The organism is Bradyrhizobium sp. URHC0002 (genome assembly GCF_054059515.1).
Map to the genome: position 1 here is coordinate 6,955,213 of NZ_JBSSCF010000001.1, position 17,045 is coordinate 6,972,257.

The 17,045-nt window shown below is 63.3% G+C and carries 14 protein-coding genes and 1 pseudogene; 4 read left to right on the plus strand and 11 right to left on the minus strand.

The annotated features are described in order from the left end of the window. Window positions 1-189 precede the first annotated feature (189 nt). The 5 genes and pseudogenes from ACVWVY_RS33925 to ACVWVY_RS33945 all read right to left on the minus strand — a co-directional run bounded on the left by ACVWVY_RS33925 (window position 190) and on the right by ACVWVY_RS33945 (window position 6,560). A pseudogene (locus tag ACVWVY_RS33925) lies at window positions 190-1,624 on the minus strand (amidase). Between the two features lie 3 nt (window positions 1,625-1,627). Then, window positions 1,628-2,536 (minus strand): ABC transporter permease, encoded by a 909-nt coding sequence (locus ACVWVY_RS33930; protein ID WP_456630463.1) that lies wholly within the window; start codon window positions 2,534-2,536, stop codon window positions 1,628-1,630. After that, window positions 2,529-3,482 carry an ABC transporter permease gene (locus ACVWVY_RS33935; RefSeq protein WP_456630464.1) on the minus strand — a complete coding sequence of 318 codons (954 nt, stop codon included), beginning with the start codon at window positions 3,480-3,482 and terminating at the stop codon, window positions 2,529-2,531. The genes ACVWVY_RS33930 and ACVWVY_RS33935 overlap by 8 nt, the downstream gene beginning before the upstream one ends. A gap of 31 nt (window positions 3,483-3,513) precedes the next feature. Beyond that, on the minus strand, window positions 3,514-5,094 hold the full coding sequence (locus ACVWVY_RS33940) for an ABC transporter substrate-binding protein (protein WP_456630465.1): 1,581 nt from the start codon (window positions 5,092-5,094) through the stop codon (window positions 3,514-3,516). A gap of 44 nt (window positions 5,095-5,138) precedes the next feature. Continuing rightward, a complete protein-coding gene (locus ACVWVY_RS33945; RefSeq protein WP_456630466.1) occupies window positions 5,139-6,560 on the minus strand; it encodes a sulfatase in 1,422 nt (473 codons plus the stop codon). Window positions 6,561-6,726: 166 nt separating this feature from the next. Between ACVWVY_RS33945 and ACVWVY_RS33950 the strand changes: the two genes are divergently transcribed. From ACVWVY_RS33950 to ACVWVY_RS33960, 3 genes are all read left to right on the plus strand, one after another. After that, window positions 6,727-7,398, plus strand: coding sequence for a GntR family transcriptional regulator (locus ACVWVY_RS33950; RefSeq protein ID WP_456630467.1), 672 nt, complete (start codon window positions 6,727-6,729; stop codon window positions 7,396-7,398). Window positions 7,399-7,563: 165 nt separating this feature from the next. Then, window positions 7,564-8,310: a glucose 1-dehydrogenase gene (locus ACVWVY_RS33955; RefSeq protein WP_456630468.1), complete on the plus strand. Its 747-nt coding sequence runs from the start codon at window positions 7,564-7,566 to the stop codon at window positions 8,308-8,310. A 15-nt stretch (window positions 8,311-8,325) separates the two neighbouring features. Next, window positions 8,326-9,420 (plus strand): isocitrate/isopropylmalate dehydrogenase family protein, encoded by a 1,095-nt coding sequence (locus tag ACVWVY_RS33960; protein ID WP_456630469.1) that lies wholly within the window; start codon window positions 8,326-8,328, stop codon window positions 9,418-9,420. 121 nt (window positions 9,421-9,541) lie between these two features. Here the strand turns inward: ACVWVY_RS33960 and ACVWVY_RS33965 are convergent, their stop codons facing one another. The 6 genes from ACVWVY_RS33965 to ACVWVY_RS33990 form a co-directional block, all read right to left on the minus strand. Continuing rightward, the gene (locus tag ACVWVY_RS33965) at window positions 9,542-10,993 is read right to left on the minus strand and encodes an aldehyde dehydrogenase family protein (RefSeq protein ID WP_456630470.1); all 1,452 of its coding nucleotides are present in this window, start codon (window positions 10,991-10,993) and stop codon (window positions 9,542-9,544) included. 85 nt (window positions 10,994-11,078) lie between these two features. Then, the gene (lpdA, locus tag ACVWVY_RS33970) at window positions 11,079-12,485 is read right to left on the minus strand and encodes a dihydrolipoyl dehydrogenase (protein ID WP_456630471.1); all 1,407 of its coding nucleotides are present in this window, start codon (window positions 12,483-12,485) and stop codon (window positions 11,079-11,081) included. A gap of 1 nt (window position 12,486) precedes the next feature. Beyond that, window positions 12,487-13,788, minus strand: a complete 1,302-nt coding sequence (locus tag ACVWVY_RS33975) for a dihydrolipoamide acetyltransferase family protein (protein WP_456630472.1) — start codon at window positions 13,786-13,788, stop codon at window positions 12,487-12,489. Between the two features lies 1 nt (window position 13,789). After that, on the minus strand, window positions 13,790-14,803 hold the full coding sequence (locus tag ACVWVY_RS33980) for an alpha-ketoacid dehydrogenase subunit beta (RefSeq protein WP_456630473.1): 1,014 nt from the start codon (window positions 14,801-14,803) through the stop codon (window positions 13,790-13,792). Between the two features lie 2 nt (window positions 14,804-14,805). Then, window positions 14,806-16,035, minus strand: a complete 1,230-nt coding sequence (locus tag ACVWVY_RS33985) for a thiamine pyrophosphate-dependent enzyme (RefSeq protein ID WP_456630474.1) — start codon at window positions 16,033-16,035, stop codon at window positions 14,806-14,808. Next, window positions 16,032-16,445, minus strand: a complete 414-nt coding sequence (locus ACVWVY_RS33990) for a hypothetical protein (RefSeq protein WP_456630475.1) — start codon at window positions 16,443-16,445, stop codon at window positions 16,032-16,034. Before ACVWVY_RS33990 ends, ACVWVY_RS33985 begins: the two co-directional genes overlap by 4 nt. Here ACVWVY_RS33990 and ACVWVY_RS33995 point away from each other — a divergent pair. Next, window positions 16,436-16,951: an Lrp/AsnC family transcriptional regulator gene (locus ACVWVY_RS33995; RefSeq protein WP_456630476.1), complete on the plus strand. Its 516-nt coding sequence runs from the start codon at window positions 16,436-16,438 to the stop codon at window positions 16,949-16,951. The two genes, ACVWVY_RS33990 and ACVWVY_RS33995, sit on opposite strands and share 10 nt — an antisense overlap. Window positions 16,952-17,045 lie beyond the last annotated feature (94 nt).

The following is a 17,045-nucleotide window of genomic DNA, read 5'->3' on the forward strand; positions in this document are numbered from 1 at the left end:
TCGAAATCGTCCAGAGGCGGGCTGACGGGGCAGCCGGGTTCGGCTCTCGCCCCGCCCGAGCCGAAGTCCGTTCGCGGCCCGCAGGCCAGTGAACGATTCCTTCGGCTACTCCGGTCGGCCAATCGACAGAGTGCGGCCTGACCAAAAGGCTGAGGACGCGTCGCCATTCAATCATCGCGCAATCCTCCATCACTCTCTCGGCTTTCGTCCGGCCCAGGGCCAGGCGAGTTCGAAAGCCCGGCAAACCTGCAGCACGAGTGCCTCCTGGTTTGGCGGCGCAATCACCTGCAAGCCGACGGGCATCCCCGCAACAACGCCGCAGGGAATTGACGCTGCGGTATAGCCGGCGAGATTGACCGCCAGCGTATAGGCGACCAACGCCGGGATGCGCTCGGTGGGACCGACCGATTTCATCACCGGCGCGACATATCCGAGCGTCGGCGACAGCAACACGTCGCAGCTCTCGAACGCCCTTTCGACGGAGCGGATGAATTGGGCGCGGCGGAGCATCGCGCGGGAATACTGCGCGCCGGTGACCTTTTTGGCCTCGGCGAAACGCAGTCGGGCGTAGGGAGACAGCTTGCGGCGAAGGGCGGCATCCGCGTAAAGCTTTTCCCCGAGTGCTGCATAGCGATCGACGAAATCGAGCACCTTCCACGCCTCGTCGATCCCGGCGGTGTCGAGCGTCACGGGATCGGCAAACCGCGCGCCAAGCGTCTCGAAGCCGAGCGCCGCCTTCTTCACGCCGGCAACGACGTCGCCCTGCACGAGCCTGCTGATGGCATCGTTTTCCCACCACTTCATCCGCAGCCCCGCGACACCTCGATCGAGGCCTGCAAGATAGTCCGGGGCCTCGTCGCTGCGGCACAACGGGTCTGCCGCCGACGGCCGTGCCAGCAATTGCAGCAAGTTCGCGGCATCGCGCACGTCGCGGCTGATCGGGCCTACACCGCAAAGGAACAGCGTGGATCCGAGCGAGCCGTGCCGCGGTACCCTGCCGTTGCTCGGCAACAAGCCGAGCACCCCGCACATCGCCGAGGGCAGCCGGATCGATCCACCTGAATCGCTCCCAAGCGCCAGCGGGCCGAAGCCGGCTGCGACACTCGCCGCCGCCCCTCCGCTTGAGCCCCCAGACGTGCATCGGGGATCCCACGGATTGACACATTCAGGCGCGATGCGGCCGGCGGTGCGCCAGAACGTCCCAAATTCGGGCGTAGCAGTCTTGCCAATGATCACGCCATCGGCCGCCTTCACGCGCGACGTGTAGCGAATCCTCCTCCGGCACGTGGTCGGCATAGATCCGCGAGCCGCTAGTGGTGCGGATGCCCTTGGTCCAGAACTGATCCTTGATCGACACCGGCACACCCGCCAGCGCGCCGACAGGTTCGCCGCGATCGATCCGTCGATCGATGTCCCTCGCCTGGTCGAGCGCCATTTCACCCGACACCGTAAAGAAGGAGTGAAGGCGTTGATCGAGCTTATCGATCCTTTCAATGAAATGGCAGGCGACTTCGATTGCCGACAGACGCCGCGTCACGATGGCCTCGCGGATCTGCCAGGCGGACATCCAGTGAAGATCGGACGGCATGTCGCTCATCGCATCAGTCTTCGATTTGTCGAGCATCGATCAACCTCGCGGATCCAGCGCATCGCGCAAACCATCACCCATCAGCGTGAAGCCGATAACGACGAACACGATGGCAAATCCCGGGCTAAGGGCAAGCCAAGGCGCGAGCGCCATCACCGAGGTGGATTCGGCAATCATGCAGCCCCAGGTCGGATCAGGCGGCTGCACGCCGAGCCCGAGAAACCACAGCGACGCCTCGGTCAGGATCGCGATCGTCACCGTCAACGACGCCTCAACGATCAGGGGTGCTGCGATGTTCGGCAGAACGTGCCGGTACAGGATTCGCGCGCGGGACACGCCAAGCCCGATGGCCGCGGCAATGTAGTCCCGCTCCCGCACCGACAGCGTCGAGGCGCGCGCGACGCGGGCGAAACGCGGCATGAACAGCAGGCCCATGGTGAGCACCAGATTGGGCAGGTTCGGGCCGAGCGCCGCCACCAGCGCAATCGCCAGCAGCAGTGCCGGAATGGCCTGCAGGATGTCGAGGACGCGCATCAAGCAGGCGTCGAGCAGCCCGGCGGAGTATCCGGCAATCAGGCCGATCATCGTGCCGGTCGCAAACGCCAGCGCAGCACTCAGGCAAGCCGCAGCGAGCGAGCTGCGCGCCGCGTAGAGGATACGCGTCAGGACGTCGCGTCCGAGTTGATCCGTGCCCAACAGATACTGACTGGACGGCGGTGAGAGCGACGCATCGGCGATCTCCAGGGGATCGTGCGGTGTCAGCCAGGGAGCGGCGAGCGTGAACCCGATCGACAGCAGCACCATCGCGGCACCGATCAGGAGCGGCAGATTCAGGCGAAACCCGAAAGGCCCGGAAACAGACGCGGATTTGTCGCCGATCGCCGGCGCGTTCAGCGGCACACCCGATTGGTCCGGCACGTCGATAGCTGTCGGATGCGCGTCAGCCATGCTGCTGAATCCTCGGATCGAGCAAATAATAACTGAGGTCGACCATGATATTGATCAGGACCACGAGCGTGGTGATCACCAGCACCGTGGCCTGCACCTGCGGATAGTCGCGGTGATAGATCGCGTTGAGCATCAGCTGGCCGACACCGGGCAGGCCGAACACCTGTTCGACCACGACCGCACCTGCAATGAGGTGGGCGGCGGTGACACCGACCGCGGTCACCACCGGCAACAGGGCATTGCGAAGACCGTGCCGGACCAGCACGCGGAGACGACCGGCACCCTTGGCGCGCGCCGTTGCCATGTAAGGCTCCGCCAGCACTTCGAGCATGGCGACGCGCGTGTAGCGCATGATCGTCGTGGCGGAAGCCAGCGAAAGGACGAAGGCCGGCAGCAGCAAGGTCTGAACTCCGCCGAGCGGATCGTGAGAGAAGTCGACGGCGCCAAGGGTCTTGAACGAAGGCAGATAGATCGAGAGCAGCAACACCGCGGCCACGCCGACGAAGAAAGGCGGCGTCGAGAGGCCGAGCAGCCCAACACCGCGAATGGCGAGATCGGGCCAGCGTCCGCGTGCCGTCGCAGCAGTGACGCCTGCGGGCAATCCGATCATGATCGCGAAGAACAGCGACAAGGCGGTCAGCACCAGGGTTACCGGAAGGTGCGAGGCGATCTGCGGGCCGACCGGCAGTCCCATCACCAGTGAGTTGCCGAAATCGCCGTGAAGCGCGCCGATCAGCCAGAGGCCGTATTGGACCGGCAGCGGCTGGTCGAGATGAAGGGCACGCCGGATGTTCTGGGCTGCTTCCGAGTCGGGCGCCACCATGGGACCGGCCAGCACGCTCACGATATCGCCGGGGATCAAATGGATGATGGCAAAGCTCATCAGCGAAACTCCGAAGAGCACCGGCACTGTGAGAACGATGCGCCCCGTGGCATATCTGAGCATCGACTACTCCATTCGAACCCTGTCTTGCGCCCTATCGCAGCCAGGACTGCCGAAGATAGACGCGCTGCGCCGATGGCAAGGCACGGTAGCCCTGCAGCTTCGTCGACCACATCTCCCATCGCAGCGCAGCGGCGCAGGGCGTGATGACGTAAGCCATGTCGGCAACGCGCTGCTGGACCGCGCGATAGAGGCTGACACGCTCGGCTTCGTCGTAGCTCTGGCGGGCCTTGGCGAGCATGTCGTCCAGCACGGGATCGGCCGTCTTGCCGGGATTGACCGTGGAGCGCGAGTCCAGCCGTATCGAGATGTTGGTGTCGGGATCGGGCCCCCAAACCAGGCCTGCCATCGAGATCGGAGATTCCGTCGATTGAAAGTCCGCGACGAGATTGCTCCATTCCTTCTGCAGGATCTTGATCCTGATGCCGACGCGCCCGACCATCTGCTGCATGATCTGGGCAATCTGAACGTCGCCGTAGTTGGCCGGCGAAACGGCAAAAATCGTCTCGAAGCCGGCGGCATAGCCCGCTTCCGCCATGAGCGCCTTGGCCGCAGCCACGTCTTCTTTGGCGTAGGGCAAGCCAAGCACTTCGCCGCTCGGAACGGCGAAAGGCGCTTGCATCGGTGGCAGCGCAGCCGTCAGGCCGGCGTGGCCACGCCAGACTACCTTGACGATCAACTCCCGGTTCAGCGCAAGGCTGAAGGCGCGGCGAACACGGACATCGTTGAACGGCGGGCGGCGCTGATCGAATTCGAGCAGCAACAGCCGCGAATAGGATTTCGGGTCAGGCGCCACGATGTCTGGCACATCACGCATCTGCGCAGCCGAGTCGGGGCGGCCCAGCCAGGTCAACTGCACGCTGCCCGCCCGCAAGGCCGCCATGCGGCTGCCTTCATCGGGAATGATGCGGAAGTCGAGGCCATCGAGATAAGGTAATCCGGGCTCGTAATAATCAGGGTTGCGCTTCAGCCGTATCAGCGAATTCGGCCGGAAATCTTCCAGCATGAACGGCCCCGTGCCGGCGCCGCCCTTGACGAGGTCGCCGCGCTGCCTGACGTCCTCGCGGCTGACGATCGCGGTATATTTGATCGTGGCAAGATAGTTGAGGAACGGCGAAAACGGATTGGCGAGGCGAAAAACCACCGTCTTTGGATCCGGCGTATCGATCGCGCTGATGACCGAGAAGATCGACACCCACGGCGAGCGCGTCGCGGGATCGACCAGGCGCTGGAACGTGAACTTGACGTCCTCGCTCGTGAGCGCGTCGCCATTGTGAAATTTTACGCCGTCGCGCAGATGGAAGACGAACGTCTGCGGATCCGGATTCTCCCATGCGACGGCAAGATCAGGCTCGACATGGCTCGCCGTCGCATCCCACCTGAGCAGGCAGGTATAGATGTGCTCGGCGATGTTGCCGGTCGAAAATGCCGCCGTCTTGTGCGGGTCGAGACCGATCGGGTTCTCGTCCTGGCCGATGGTCAGCACGCCGCCGCGCTTCGGCGTGGGCCCCTCGCCCTCCGCCGCCATCAGCGGCATGCCTGCGCCATATCCGAGGGCAGCGAGCCCCATCCCGGTGGAGCCGAGGAATTGCCTTCGCGTGAAGTCGGCCTTCATGTCGCTCTCCACCAGTCGATCGATACCTCCGCAATCGTGACGACCTAGGAGACGGGTTCGAGCAAGGCGGCGAGGCGAGGATCGCTGTATTTGTTGGTGACTCCAGCGCGGCGCAGGTCGTCCGCATACATCTCCAGCAGAGCACGAATGACGGCGGGGTGCTTTGCCGCCACGTTGGTGGTTTGCTTCGGATCGGAGCTCAAATCATAGAGCTCGATCGGTTCGCCCGGAATCGCGTAGAGCAGCGACCATTTTTGCGTGGTGATGGTGACGGGTTGCCATTCGACCACCGTCCGCATCAGATCGTCGACGACTTCAACCGTATCGCCGGGATTGGCGAGCGGCAGTGCCGTCAGCACGTGGTCCCGCCCCTCGAAGGCCTGACCGAGCACGCCGGGAAGCAGCGAGTGTCCCTGCATCTCCGGCTGGCGCGGCAGACCAGCCATGTCGCAAATCGTGGGCGCGAGGTCGAGCGCGCAGGCAAGCTTGCTGGTTCGTCCGGGCTTTGCGCCCGGCACATGGATCAACAGCGGCACCTTGGCGATCTCCTCGTAGAGCGGCGAACGCATCCAGGTGGCTTCGCCGGGCGCCCTGCGGACCATCTTGCCCATCAACCCATGCTCTCCCAGCAGGAAGCCGTGGTCCGAGACGAAGATGATGGCGGTGGAATCCTCGATGCCGAGATAGGCGAGCTGGTCGAGCAGATGCCCGATCCAGCGATCGACCAGTTCGAGCTCGCCGCTATAGAGCGCGCGCGCCACCGCGATATCGCGATCGGTCATGCCGTGCTTCTTGCATTCGCCATAGGGCGGATGCACGCGTTCGCCGGCATAATCGGGAAGATAGTGCCTGACGTAATAGGCCGGCGGATCCCACGGCTCATGCGGATCCCAGGTGTCGACCAGGGCAAAGAATTTATCCTGGTAGATCTCCTCCAGGCACTTGGCTGCCTGCACCATGGTGAGCGGTGCCGGACAATCCATCTCCCCGACGCGCGGATCGGGCTTCACCTTGCCTGTGATCGGCCATTGCGGCAGCTTGCCTTCGCCCTGGCGCTTGGTCTTGTTCGGCGCGCTGTAGGAGCTGTAGTGCGGCGTCCCCAGGAGCTGGGACTTCATGTCATAGAAGAAGTTGAAGCCGCGATCATATGAATAGCCGTTGACCTGATAAAACGGCGTGTCGACCACGCCGAGCGTCGTGTACCCCGCGTCGGTCAATGTGGTTGCAATCGAGCGATCCGCGCGCGGCAGCGCGCCCCAGCCGACACCGGCAAACGCGGGCTTGCCGGTCAGGTAATCGTAGCGCGCAGGAACCGTTGGAAAACTCGACGCGTAGTAGCGATCGAAAACCATCGATTTGGCGGCAAGCCGGTCGAGATTGGGAGTCCTGACCCCGCCGCCGTTGTATCCCAGCATGTCCGTCCGAACGGTGTCGGACACGATCATAAGGATGCGATCTACCGCCATCTGTACCTCCCTAATATTTTGTTGAGTAAAATATCACACATCACATTTCGAACGTCAACGATAATATATCACATATCACACATTGCGAATTGGCATGGCGGCGTGTAAGAAGGAGCGCATGGAAACGATGCACAAGGGTTCGGCCGGTCTGGTTTCGGCGCCAAGCTTGCGCGAGCAGGCGCGGCAGGTGATCCGCGGGCTGGTCATCACCGGGCAGATGCAACCGGATCAGCTCTATTCGGTGCCGCGGTTGGCGGCTGAACTCGGCGTGTCGGCGACGCCGGTGCGGGAAGCCCTGCTCGATCTCGAGCGCGAAGGTTTACTCGAGGCAGAGCGCAATCGCGGCTTTCGCGTGGTGTCGCTGTCGCTGGCCGAACTCAACGATATTTTCGCCGTCCGACTGCTGCTGGAGGTGCCGAGCGTCGGCGACATCGCCCAGGGCGGTTTGTCGGGCAAACAGCTCGACGAGCTTCGTCAGCTGGCGGAGGCAACGCGGCAAACAGCGGATACCGGCGATCTGATTGCCTTCCTTGATACGGATCTCAAATTCCACGTTCAGCTGATCGCCACGCTTGGCAATCACCACCTCGCCAAGTTGGTCGAGACGCTCAGGGACCGGGTACGGCTGCAGGGCTTCGCGAGCGGCGAGTCGCCGCGAGACTTTCTCAGGCAATCCGCAAACGAACATTTCAAACTGCTCGACTACATCGCAAAGCAGGACCGCAGCGGGGCCGAAGCGACCATCCGACGGCACCTGGAAAGGTCGCGCGGCGTTTGGGGTGACAGGCACAACACAGCGCAGGCGGAAAGCGCGAGCGTTCTCGACGAATCGTCCTGATCAGGAAGGCCAGCGCCCCGGACCAACAGCCCCCTTCTGCAAGGCGGACTCGCGGCATTCGGATCGATCGCAGCCTTTCCGCCAATAGTGCCCTCTCCCGACAAGTTACTCTCCTATCGGCTGATGCCAGCCAATGTTGAACACTCTCCAGCAGCGAGGACCGCCATGAGACTGAAAGACAAGATCGCGATCGTGACAGGCGGCGGCTCCGGCTTCGGCGAGGGCATCGTCCGCAAATTCGTCGCCGAAGGCGCCCGCGTCGTCGTGGCCGATCGCGATCAGGCCGCCGCAGAGCGCGTGGCCGGCGCGTTCGACGGCAAAGCCATTGCAGCCGTTGCGGATATCTCCAACGAAACCGGCTTCGTGGCCGTCGTGCAGAAAGCCCATCGGGAGTTCGGTGGGCTCGACATCCTCGTCAACAATGCCGGCGTCGGACACACGCCGCAACCGCTCGAAACGGTGACAGACGAAATGTTCGACAGGATCGCCAACGTCAACATGAAGTCCATCTACTACGGCGCCAAGGCCATCGTGCCGCACTTCAAGCAGCAGAAATCTGGCGTCGTGCTCAATATAGCGTCCACCGGCGGCGTCAGTCCGCGACCGAACCTGACCTGGTACAATGCCTCGAAAGGCTGGGTCATTACCGCTACGCGCGCCATGGCCGTGGAGCTTGCGCCGTTCGGCATCCGGGTCAACGCGATCAATCCCGTCGCCGGCGAAACGCCGCTCCTGAAGACCTTCATGGGCCAGGACACGCCCGAGATCCGCGCAAAATTCCTGTCGACGATTCCAATCGGCCGCTTCTCCACGCCTGAAGACATGGGCAACGCCGCGGCTTTCCTGTGCTCCGACGAGGCAAGCATGATCACGGGGGTCGCCATGGAAGTCGACGGCGGCCGCTGCATCTGACGCGAGACCCCTATCATGAAGCCCACGTACGAAATCTGCGTTGTCCATGGCGACGGCATTGGACCGGAGGTCGGCAGCGCAACGGTCCGGGTGCTGGAGGCCGCGTTTGGGGAAACCTTGCCGCTTCACTTCAGCGAGCATCCGGCGGGCGCGCAACACTTCCTGGAAACCGGTGAGTCTTTCCCGCGGCAGACATTCGAGGCTTGCCGCGCCGCCGACGCCATCCTGCACGGCGCCGCCGGCATGCCCGGCGTCGTCCACCCCGACGGCACCGAGGCCGGTCTCGATTTTACCCTGACGCTGCGCTCGAAACTCGACCTCTACGCCAATGTCCGGCCGATCAAGTTGCTGCCCGGCGTGCGATCGCCACTGCGCGATGCCGGCGCCATCGATTACGTCATCGTTCGAGAGAACAGTGAAGGCCTCTATGCCGCGCGTGCAGCAGGAACGCTGCTTCGCGGCGAGGTCGCCGTCGATCCCCTGGTACAGACCCGCAGCGGCATCGAACGGATCGTGCACTTCGCGTTCGAACTCGCGCGCTCGCGCGGCGGCGCTCCGCGCGATGGACGTCGTCGGGTCACCTGTTGCGACAAGGCCAATGTGCTACGCAGCTATGCCTTCTTCCGAAGCGTGTTCGATGAGATTGCGGCGCAATACCCTGATGTCGAAGCCGAGCATGTGCTGATCGACGCCATGACCGTTCACCTGATCAATCGTCCCTCGCACTACGACGTCATCGTCACCGAGAACATGTTCGGCGACATCATCTCCGATCTTGGCGCGGCGACCATCGGCGGCATGGGCATGTCACCATCTGCCGAACTCGGCGATGGCAACGGCTTCTTTCAGGCGTCGCATGGATCGGCTCCCGATATCGCCGGCAAGGGAATCGCCAATCCCTACGGAACGGTGCTGACCTCAGCCCTGATGCTGAACTGGCTTGGCCGGCGTCATGCCGACCCGCGGCTGGTCGAAGCAGCGGGTCGTATCGAGGCGGCCGTAACTTATGCTCTGGCCGACAAATCGGTCTTGAGCCGGGACATCGGCGGGACGGCCGGCTCTCAGGAGATCACTGAAGTTCTCTGTACGAGGTTGCGCGAGTGCGCGTGATGAGCAGGCCGGCTCCGGCAGCAACGACGCCGGCCACATCCATCTCAGCCAATCGAGCGCGCGTGCCGACCGATCATATGGCAAATGCCGGCGGCGTGATCACCGCCGGCATTCGCAGTCGTCAGCCGTGATAGATCGAAATGGTCTTGGTCGTTGCAAAGCCGTAGAGGGCTTCAAAACCCTTCTCGCGGCCGTGCCCCGAACGCTTGACGCCGCCGAACGGCAGTTCGATTCCGCCGCCGGCGCCGTAGTTGTTGATGAAGACCTGTCCCGACTGAATGGCGCGCGCCAGGCGGAATTGCCGCCCGCCGTCGCTGGTCCAGATTCCACAGACCAGGCCATAGGGCGTACCGTTCGCCAGCTCGATCGCCTGCTGCTCGCCGTCGAAGGGCATGATGACCTGGACCGGCCCGAAGATCTCCTCCTGCACGAGGCGGTGGCTGGGCGAAACGTCGCGGATCAGCGTCGGCGTGACATAGGCGCCGCCGGCAGGCGCTTCGGCCACGATCGTGCCCTGCGCGGCGAGACGCGCGCCGCTACGGTCGGCCAGAGCGATGTAGCCTTCGACGATGTCCTTCTGCCGGCGGGAGACCATCGGGCCGACATCCAGGTCGGACAGCGCCGGCCCAACCCTGAGCTTTCGGTAGGCATCGGCCATGCGTGCTGCGACCTCTTCATAGATCGATTGCTCGACCAAAATCCGCGACGAAGCGGAGCAGGTCTGGCCTGCGTTCTGAATGCCCGCCATCACCAAAAACGGCAACGCCCGATCGAGATCGGCATCGGCAAAGACCAGCTGGGGCGATTTACCGCCAAGCTCCAGCGTGACCGGCACCGCATTCCGCGCGGCTGCCGCCTGCACCAGCGCGCCGGTCGCGACCGAACCCGTGAAGGAAATGTGATTGATGCCGGGATGGCCGGACAATGCCGCACCGGCCTCCTCGCCGGTCCCGGTGACAAGGTTGAGCGCGCCGTGCGGCAATCCCGCCTCCTCCGCGATGCGGGTAAACTCGATCACCGTGAGGCAGGCTTCCTCGGCCGGTTTCACGACAGCGGCGTTGCCCATGGCAAGGGCCGCACCGAGGCTGCGTCCGATGATCTGCATCGGATAGTTCCAGGGAATGATGTGGGCAGTCACGCCGTGAGGCTCGTAAAGCGTGATGGCGGTGAATCCCGTCCGGTAAGGGATGGTGTCACCGTGAACCTTGTCGGCGGCGGCGCCGTAGAATTCGCAGTAGCGCGCCAGCGCCTCGACGTCGGCCCGCGCCTGCTTGAGCGGCTTGCCGACGTCCCGTGCTTCGAGCTCCGTCAGCAGATCGATATTCTTCAGAACCCCCTCGCCGATCCGATGCAGGATACGGCCGCGATCGGTCGCCGACATGCGTCCCCAATCTCCGGCCAGCGCCGCCCGGGCGGCCTGCACCGCGCGCTCGACGTCCTCGCTGCCGCTGCGGGCAATGTCGGCAAGATGCGAACCGTCCGACGGATCCAGGATCTCGAGACGACGTCCATCGGCGGCATCGACCCAGCGGCCGGCGATGTAGTTGCGATAAGTCCGTTCGGATTTCGACACGATGCGCTCCAGAGTTTGATCCTGCTGAAAGTCGTGCAGGACGCTTCTACCAAGTTCGTTTCCACCAAATTTGTTTTTACGTCCATCAGAAATGCAAGCCGCGTCCCAACGCGCCAAGCGCAGCCTCGTGGATCGCTTCGCTCCGTGTCGGATGTGCGCCGATGGTGCCTGCGATGTCCTCGAGCACCGCCCCCATTTCAATGGCAAGTGCCAGCGACGACGTCAATTCCGAAACTCCCGCCCCGACCGCCTGTGCGCCCAGCACGAGGTGATCGCCGGCCCGCGCGACGATGCGCACAAAACCCTCGTCATCCATCTGCGTCAGAGCTCGGCCATTGGCGGCGAAGGGAAATGTCGCGACCTTGATATCGTAACCGTCCGCCTTACCGTCCGCCCTGGCCTGCTCCGGCGAGCGTCCGACCGAAACCACTTCCGGATCAGTAAAGCAGACGGACGGAATGGCGATGGCATCGAAGGCGCGGCGTTTTCCCGCAATGATCTCCGCCACCATCGCACCTTGTGCCATGGCGCGATGCGCCAGCATCGGCTCCCCGGTGAGATCGCCGATCGCCCAGACATTCGACATCGATGTCTCGGAGCGGTCATTGATCCTGACGAACTTTCCATCCATCGCGAGATCGAGCCGCTCCAACCCGAAGCCCTCAGTGCAGGGCGCGCGCCCAACCGCGACCAGAAATTTGTCCGCCGGTATTTCGCGCGGCCCGTGCCCGCGCTGCTCGATCAACAGGCTCTCGCCACCGCGTGTCAGCCCTTGAGCATACGCCGAGGTGATGACGCCGACCTTCAGTTCTTCGAGCCGCCGCGCCACGGGTCGCGTCAATGCCGCGTCCCATCTTGGCAGAATCCGCTCGTCGGCCTCGACGACGGTCACATCAGATCCGAGCTTTGCAAAGGCAATCCCGAGTTCGAGGCCGATGTAGCCTGCCCCAACAACAACCAGCCGCCCGGGTCTTTCCGGGAGCGAGAGCAACTCTGTCGAAGAGATGATATTGCCTCCGAACGGCAGCGTAGTCACGGCCTGCGGCACTGAGCCTGTTGCAAGAACGAGATGCCCAGCACGAACGCGCATCGTCGTATCTGTTGTTTCGACCCTGACGGTCTTGCCATCCAGTATCTCGGCCGTGCCTGAAATCACCGACACGCCGTTTCGCTTCAGGAGGCCGGCAACCCCGCCTGTCAGGCGGTTCACGATCGTATCCTTCCACGAAACGGTGCGTACGAAATCAAGCTCCACCTGTCCGACGCTCAAGCCGAACATTGTCGTTTCCCGCTGGCGATTGGCGGCATGGAACGCATCCGCCGCATGGATCAGCGCCTTGGAAGGAATGCAGCCGACATTCAGGCAGGTACCGCCCAGGGCGGCGCGCTCGATCAGGACGGTGCGCAATCCCAGTTGCCCGGCACGAATGGCAGCGACATAGCCGCCGGGCCCTCCGCCGATAATCACGACCTCTGCGGCGCTCTCCTGCATGTCAGATTCCAACCAAAAGAAGCGCCGGCGCTTCGAGCAGCTCTTTCATGCGCCGGATGAATTGCGCGGCCTCGTGGCCGTCGATGATGCGGTGATCGAATGAAGACGACAGGTTCATCATCTCACGAGGAACGAACTGACCATCCCGCCACACCGGGCGGATCATCGTTCGATTAACGCCGATGATCGCGAGCTCCGGCCGGTTGATGATGGGCGTTGTTGCAACGCCGCCGAGATCACCGAGACTGGTGATGGTGATGGTCGAGCCGCTCAACTCTTCCCGCCGCGCAGTGCCTTGCCGTGCTGCCGTGGACAGCCGCTTGATCTCATCCGCACAGCTCCAGAGATCGAGCGTTTCGGCGTGGAAGAGCACGGGCACCATCAGTCCTGACGGGGTCTGTGTGGCGATACCGACATGAACGGCACCGTGCCGGCTGACGACCTCCTTGTCGTCGTCGTAGGTTCCGCTGATTTGGGGAAAATCACGGACCGCGAGAGCGAGCGCTGCGACGACAAAAGGCAAGACGGTCAATTTCGGCCGGCTGTCGGCAAATCGCGCGTTCAGCTGCTTGCGACATTCGTCGAGAGCCGTGACATCGATCTCCTCGATATAGGAAAAATGCGCCACACGCCGGGTGGATTCCGCCATCCTCTCCGCGATCCTGCGACGCAGGCCAACGACCTTGATCTCTTCGACAGCATCGTTGCGTTGCGTGGTCCGGGAGCCGCCGGTCCCCTTTGATCGGTTTCCAACATAGTCAGCGAGGTCGTCACGCGTAATCCGGCCGGCGGCCCCGGAACCCGACACCAGGCGGAGATCAATTCCCGCCTCGCGCGCCTGCGCCCTTAGTGCCGGCGACGCAACCGGCCGCGCGGGCACTGATCGTGCCCTGAAGCTGGCTGTACCATCAGGATGATGGTTATTGCGCGGACGAAGATCATTGCGTCGATCTGCTGCGGTCGGGGACGTCACTTCCAGACCGACCGGGATGCCTTCCGGCCCGGCGCAATCGGTCATCAGCGCGGTATCTTCGTGCCCGTTGGCGACGCCGTCATCATCTGCGCCAAACCTGATGCCGACCAGAGCACTTCCAACAGCAAGACGCGCGCCCAGCTCGCCGCCCAGCTCGGCGACCACGCCGGCCCTTGGCGAAGGGATCTCAACCGTCGCCTTGTCCGTCATGACAGCGGCCAGGATCTGATCCTCCTTGACCGCCTCGCCTACTGTCACATGCCATTCGACGATCTCCGCCTCGGCCACGCCCTCCCCGACATCAGGGAGCTTGACGAACTCGACGGGCATCTCAGGTCTCCATCAGCCGGATCAGCGCGCGGCCGACGCGATCCGGCCCCGGGAAATAGTCCCACTCCTGCGCGTGGGGATATGGCGTGTCCCACCCCGTCACCCGAACGACCGGCGCCTCGAGATGATAGAAGCAGCGTTCCTGGATCAGCGCGGAGAGCTCGGCGCCGAAGCCCGACGTGCGGGTCGCTTCGTGCACGATCGCGCAGCGGCCAGTCTTGATGACCGAGCGAACGATAGTGTCGAGGTCGAGCGGAATGAGCGACCTCAGATCGATGATCTCGGCGTCGACGCCAACGGAGCGACACGCCGCCTCGGCGACATGGACCATGGTGCCATAGGCAAGGATCGAAACGTCAGTTCCTTCGCGACGAACGACCGCTTCGCCGATCGGCACGGTGTAGTGCCCCGCCGGCGTTTCACTCAATTCGTGCTTCGACCACGGCACCACGGGCCGATCGTGATAGCCATCGAAGGGGCCGTTGTAGATCCGCTTCGGCTCGAGAAACACCACCGGATCGTCGTCCTCGATCGCGGCGATGAGCAGTCCCTTCGCGTCATGCGGGTTCGATGGAATGACCGTCTTCAGCCCCGCCACATGGGTGAACAGCGCTTCGGGACTTTGGCTATGGGTCTGTGCGCCGAAGATGCCGCCGCCGCAGGGCATGCGCACCACGATCGGGGCGCTGAACTCGCCGGCCGAGCGGAATCGCAAGCGCGCCGCCTCCGACACGATCTGGTCGTAAGCCGGGTACATGTAGTCGGCGAACTGAATTTCAGCGACCGGTCTAAGTCCGTACGCCCCCATGCCGACGGCGACACCGACGATGCCGCATTCCGAGATCGGCGTATCGAAACAGCGCGATGCCCCGTATTTGTGCTGCAGGCCGTCCGTGCATCGAAAAACGCCGCCAAAGCGACCGACGTCCTGACCGAACGTGACAACGCGGTCGTCCCGCGCCATCATCACGTCCATGGCATCGCGGATCGCTTCGATCATCGTCAAGGACGGCATGGTCAGAAACCGAGTTCCTGGCGCTGTTCGCGCAAATGGGGCGGCATCGATTTGTAGACATCGTCGAACATCGAGGCCGGGCTGCATTTCGCCCCCTCGACCAGCGTTCCGAAGCCCTGCGCTTCCTTCGCCGCGACACTAATCTCGTCGTCGAGTTCGGCTTTGAGCTGGACATGACGCGCCTCGCTCCAGTCACCAAGCCCGATCAGGTGATCCTTCAACCGCTCGATCGGATCGCCGAGCGGCCAGGCCGCCTGATCATTTTGTGGGCGATATTTCGACGGATCGTCGGAGGTCGAATGCGGCGCCGCCCGATAGGTCACCCACTCGATCAGGGTCGGCCCGAGATTCCGGCGGGCCCGCCCCACCGCCCAGCAAGCCGCCGCGTGCACCGCGAGGTAGTCGTTTCCATCGACGCGGAGAGCGGGAATTCCGTATCCATGCGCCCGGGCTGCAAAGGTCGCGCTTTCGCCCCCGGCGACCGACTGCGCGGTCGAGATCGCCCATTGATTGTTGACCACGTTGAGAACGACAGGCGGGCGGTATACCGAGGCAAACACCAGCGCGGCGTGGAAGTCGTTTTCGGCGGTAGCTCCCTCGCCGATCCACGCGGCGGCAACCCGGCTGTCGCCGCGCATCGCCGATGCCATCGCCCAACCCACCGCCTGCACATATTGGGTGGCAAGATTGCCGGAGATCGAGAAAAAGCCGGCCTCACGCGCCGAATAGAACACCGGAAGCTGGCGGCCTTTCATGCGGTCCTTTTCGTTCGACAGGACCTGACACATCATGTCGACAACCGGCCAGTCCTGCGCGATCAGCAGCCCCTGCTGGCGATAGGTCGGGAAGTTCATGTCTTTTGCCTGCAGCGCCGGCTGAAAGCCGCACGAGATCGCCTCCTCTCCGGTGCACTGCATATAGAAGGACGTCTTGCGCTGCCGCTGCATCATGGTCATGCGGGCATCGTAAGCCCGCGTCTTGAGCATGGCGCGGAGGCCGGAGCGGAGCTGATCGACGGTACATCCGTCGGACCACGGGCCGACCGCCCCTCCATCGGCATCAAGCACCCGGATCAACTCATAGGCCAGATCGCGGATCTCGCTCGCCTCGACATCGATCGCCGGGCGGCGAACCCGTCCCGCTTCCGACAGATGGAAGCGGCTGAAATCGGGAGCGCTGCCGAAGCAAGGCTGCGGCTCGGGAACGTGCAAGGTGAGCGGCAGCGCGTTCATGGCGCCGTGCCTTCGGTTTTGACCGGCGATCGTCCGACGATCTCGACCGAACGGAGAGCGGGATGTCGTGCGAAGCGGGAGCAGAGAACCGCGGGATCGTGGTCCGGCCTTGCGGCGACGCCGAAGTCGATGGCCGCCCCACCTTCCACATCAACCATCATCCGGAATTCGACCATCTGAAGCCCAAAGCGCTGCACATCGGCGAGAAGCTGGGACGCCGCGGCAAGCGAATCCGTGGCAATGGCCCTGAAGACGACGGACGAAGCGCGACAGGCGGCGGACGGCATTTGCTGGTCTCCTCGAACAGGACTGTATCGCCGGGTCAGCAGGTGAATTTCCCAATATTTTATGCGATACTCGTCATCTGCAGAAGAATCATCTGAGTTTATGAGGATATACGATGAAATCATCTTCCTCGGCCAAGCCACGAACCAAGGCAGACCTCGACCTGATCGATCGAAAGATTCTTTCGATCCTCCGCAACGAGGGACGACTGACCGTCAACGAACTGGCCAATCGCGTCGGACTGTCGTCTTCGCCGTGCTGGTCGCGGGTCAGGCACCTGGAGGAGATCGGCGTGATCAAGCATTACTCGGCTGTCATCGACCACGTCGCCATCGGCCTGAAGGATCTCGTCTTCATCGAAGTCACGCTGGACAAGCACGACGACAAGGTGCTCTCCCGGTTCGGCGACGCCCTTGCAAGAATCCCGGAAGTGATCGAGGCCAATCTCGTCACCGGCGAATACGACTATCTGGTCAAGGTAGCGGTCGCCGACACCACCCACTACGAGCGCTTTCTGCGGGAGAAGCTCTACCGGATTCAAGGCATCCGGCACACGCGATCGACCTTTTCGCTGCGGACACTGAAGCTCGTGACTTCCGCCGATCCACTGCTCGTCAATGCGAGTGTCTAGCTCTCACCGCGGGCAAAGCGGGGCGACAGGCCGGCGTGCAAGATCGTAAGATTGTTGGCGGAACGCCACCCACCCACGCCGGCCGAGGCCGTCC

Coding starts and splice junctions, on each gene's coding strand:
- ACVWVY_RS33940 (WP_456630465.1), bottom strand. CDS start 5,094: ATGAAGGCCGACTTCACGCGAAGGCAATTCCTCGGCTCCACCGGGATG.
- ACVWVY_RS33955 (WP_456630468.1), top strand. CDS start 7,564: ATGAGACTGAAAGACAAGATCGCGATCGTGACAGGCGGCGGCTCCGGC.
- ACVWVY_RS33985 (WP_456630474.1), bottom strand. CDS start 16,035: ATGAACGCGCTGCCGCTCACCTTGCACGTTCCCGAGCCGCAGCCTTGC.
- ACVWVY_RS33975 (WP_456630472.1), bottom strand. CDS start 13,788: ATGCCCGTCGAGTTCGTCAAGCTCCCTGATGTCGGGGAGGGCGTGGCC.
- ACVWVY_RS33960 (WP_456630469.1), top strand. CDS start 8,326: ATGAAGCCCACGTACGAAATCTGCGTTGTCCATGGCGACGGCATTGGA.
- lpdA (WP_456630471.1), bottom strand. CDS start 12,485: ATGCAGGAGAGCGCCGCAGAGGTCGTGATTATCGGCGGAGGGCCCGGC.
- ACVWVY_RS33995 (WP_456630476.1), top strand. CDS start 16,436: ATGAAATCATCTTCCTCGGCCAAGCCACGAACCAAGGCAGACCTCGAC.
- ACVWVY_RS33935 (WP_456630464.1), bottom strand. CDS start 3,482: ATGCTCAGATATGCCACGGGGCGCATCGTTCTCACAGTGCCGGTGCTC.
- ACVWVY_RS33990 (WP_456630475.1), bottom strand. CDS start 16,445: ATGATTTCATCGTATATCCTCATAAACTCAGATGATTCTTCTGCAGAT.
- ACVWVY_RS33945 (WP_456630466.1), bottom strand. CDS start 6,560: ATGGCGGTAGATCGCATCCTTATGATCGTGTCCGACACCGTTCGGACG.
- ACVWVY_RS33930 (WP_456630463.1), bottom strand. CDS start 2,536: ATGGCTGACGCGCATCCGACAGCTATCGACGTGCCGGACCAATCGGGT.
- ACVWVY_RS33980 (WP_456630473.1), bottom strand. CDS start 14,803: ATGCCGTCCTTGACGATGATCGAAGCGATCCGCGATGCCATGGACGTG.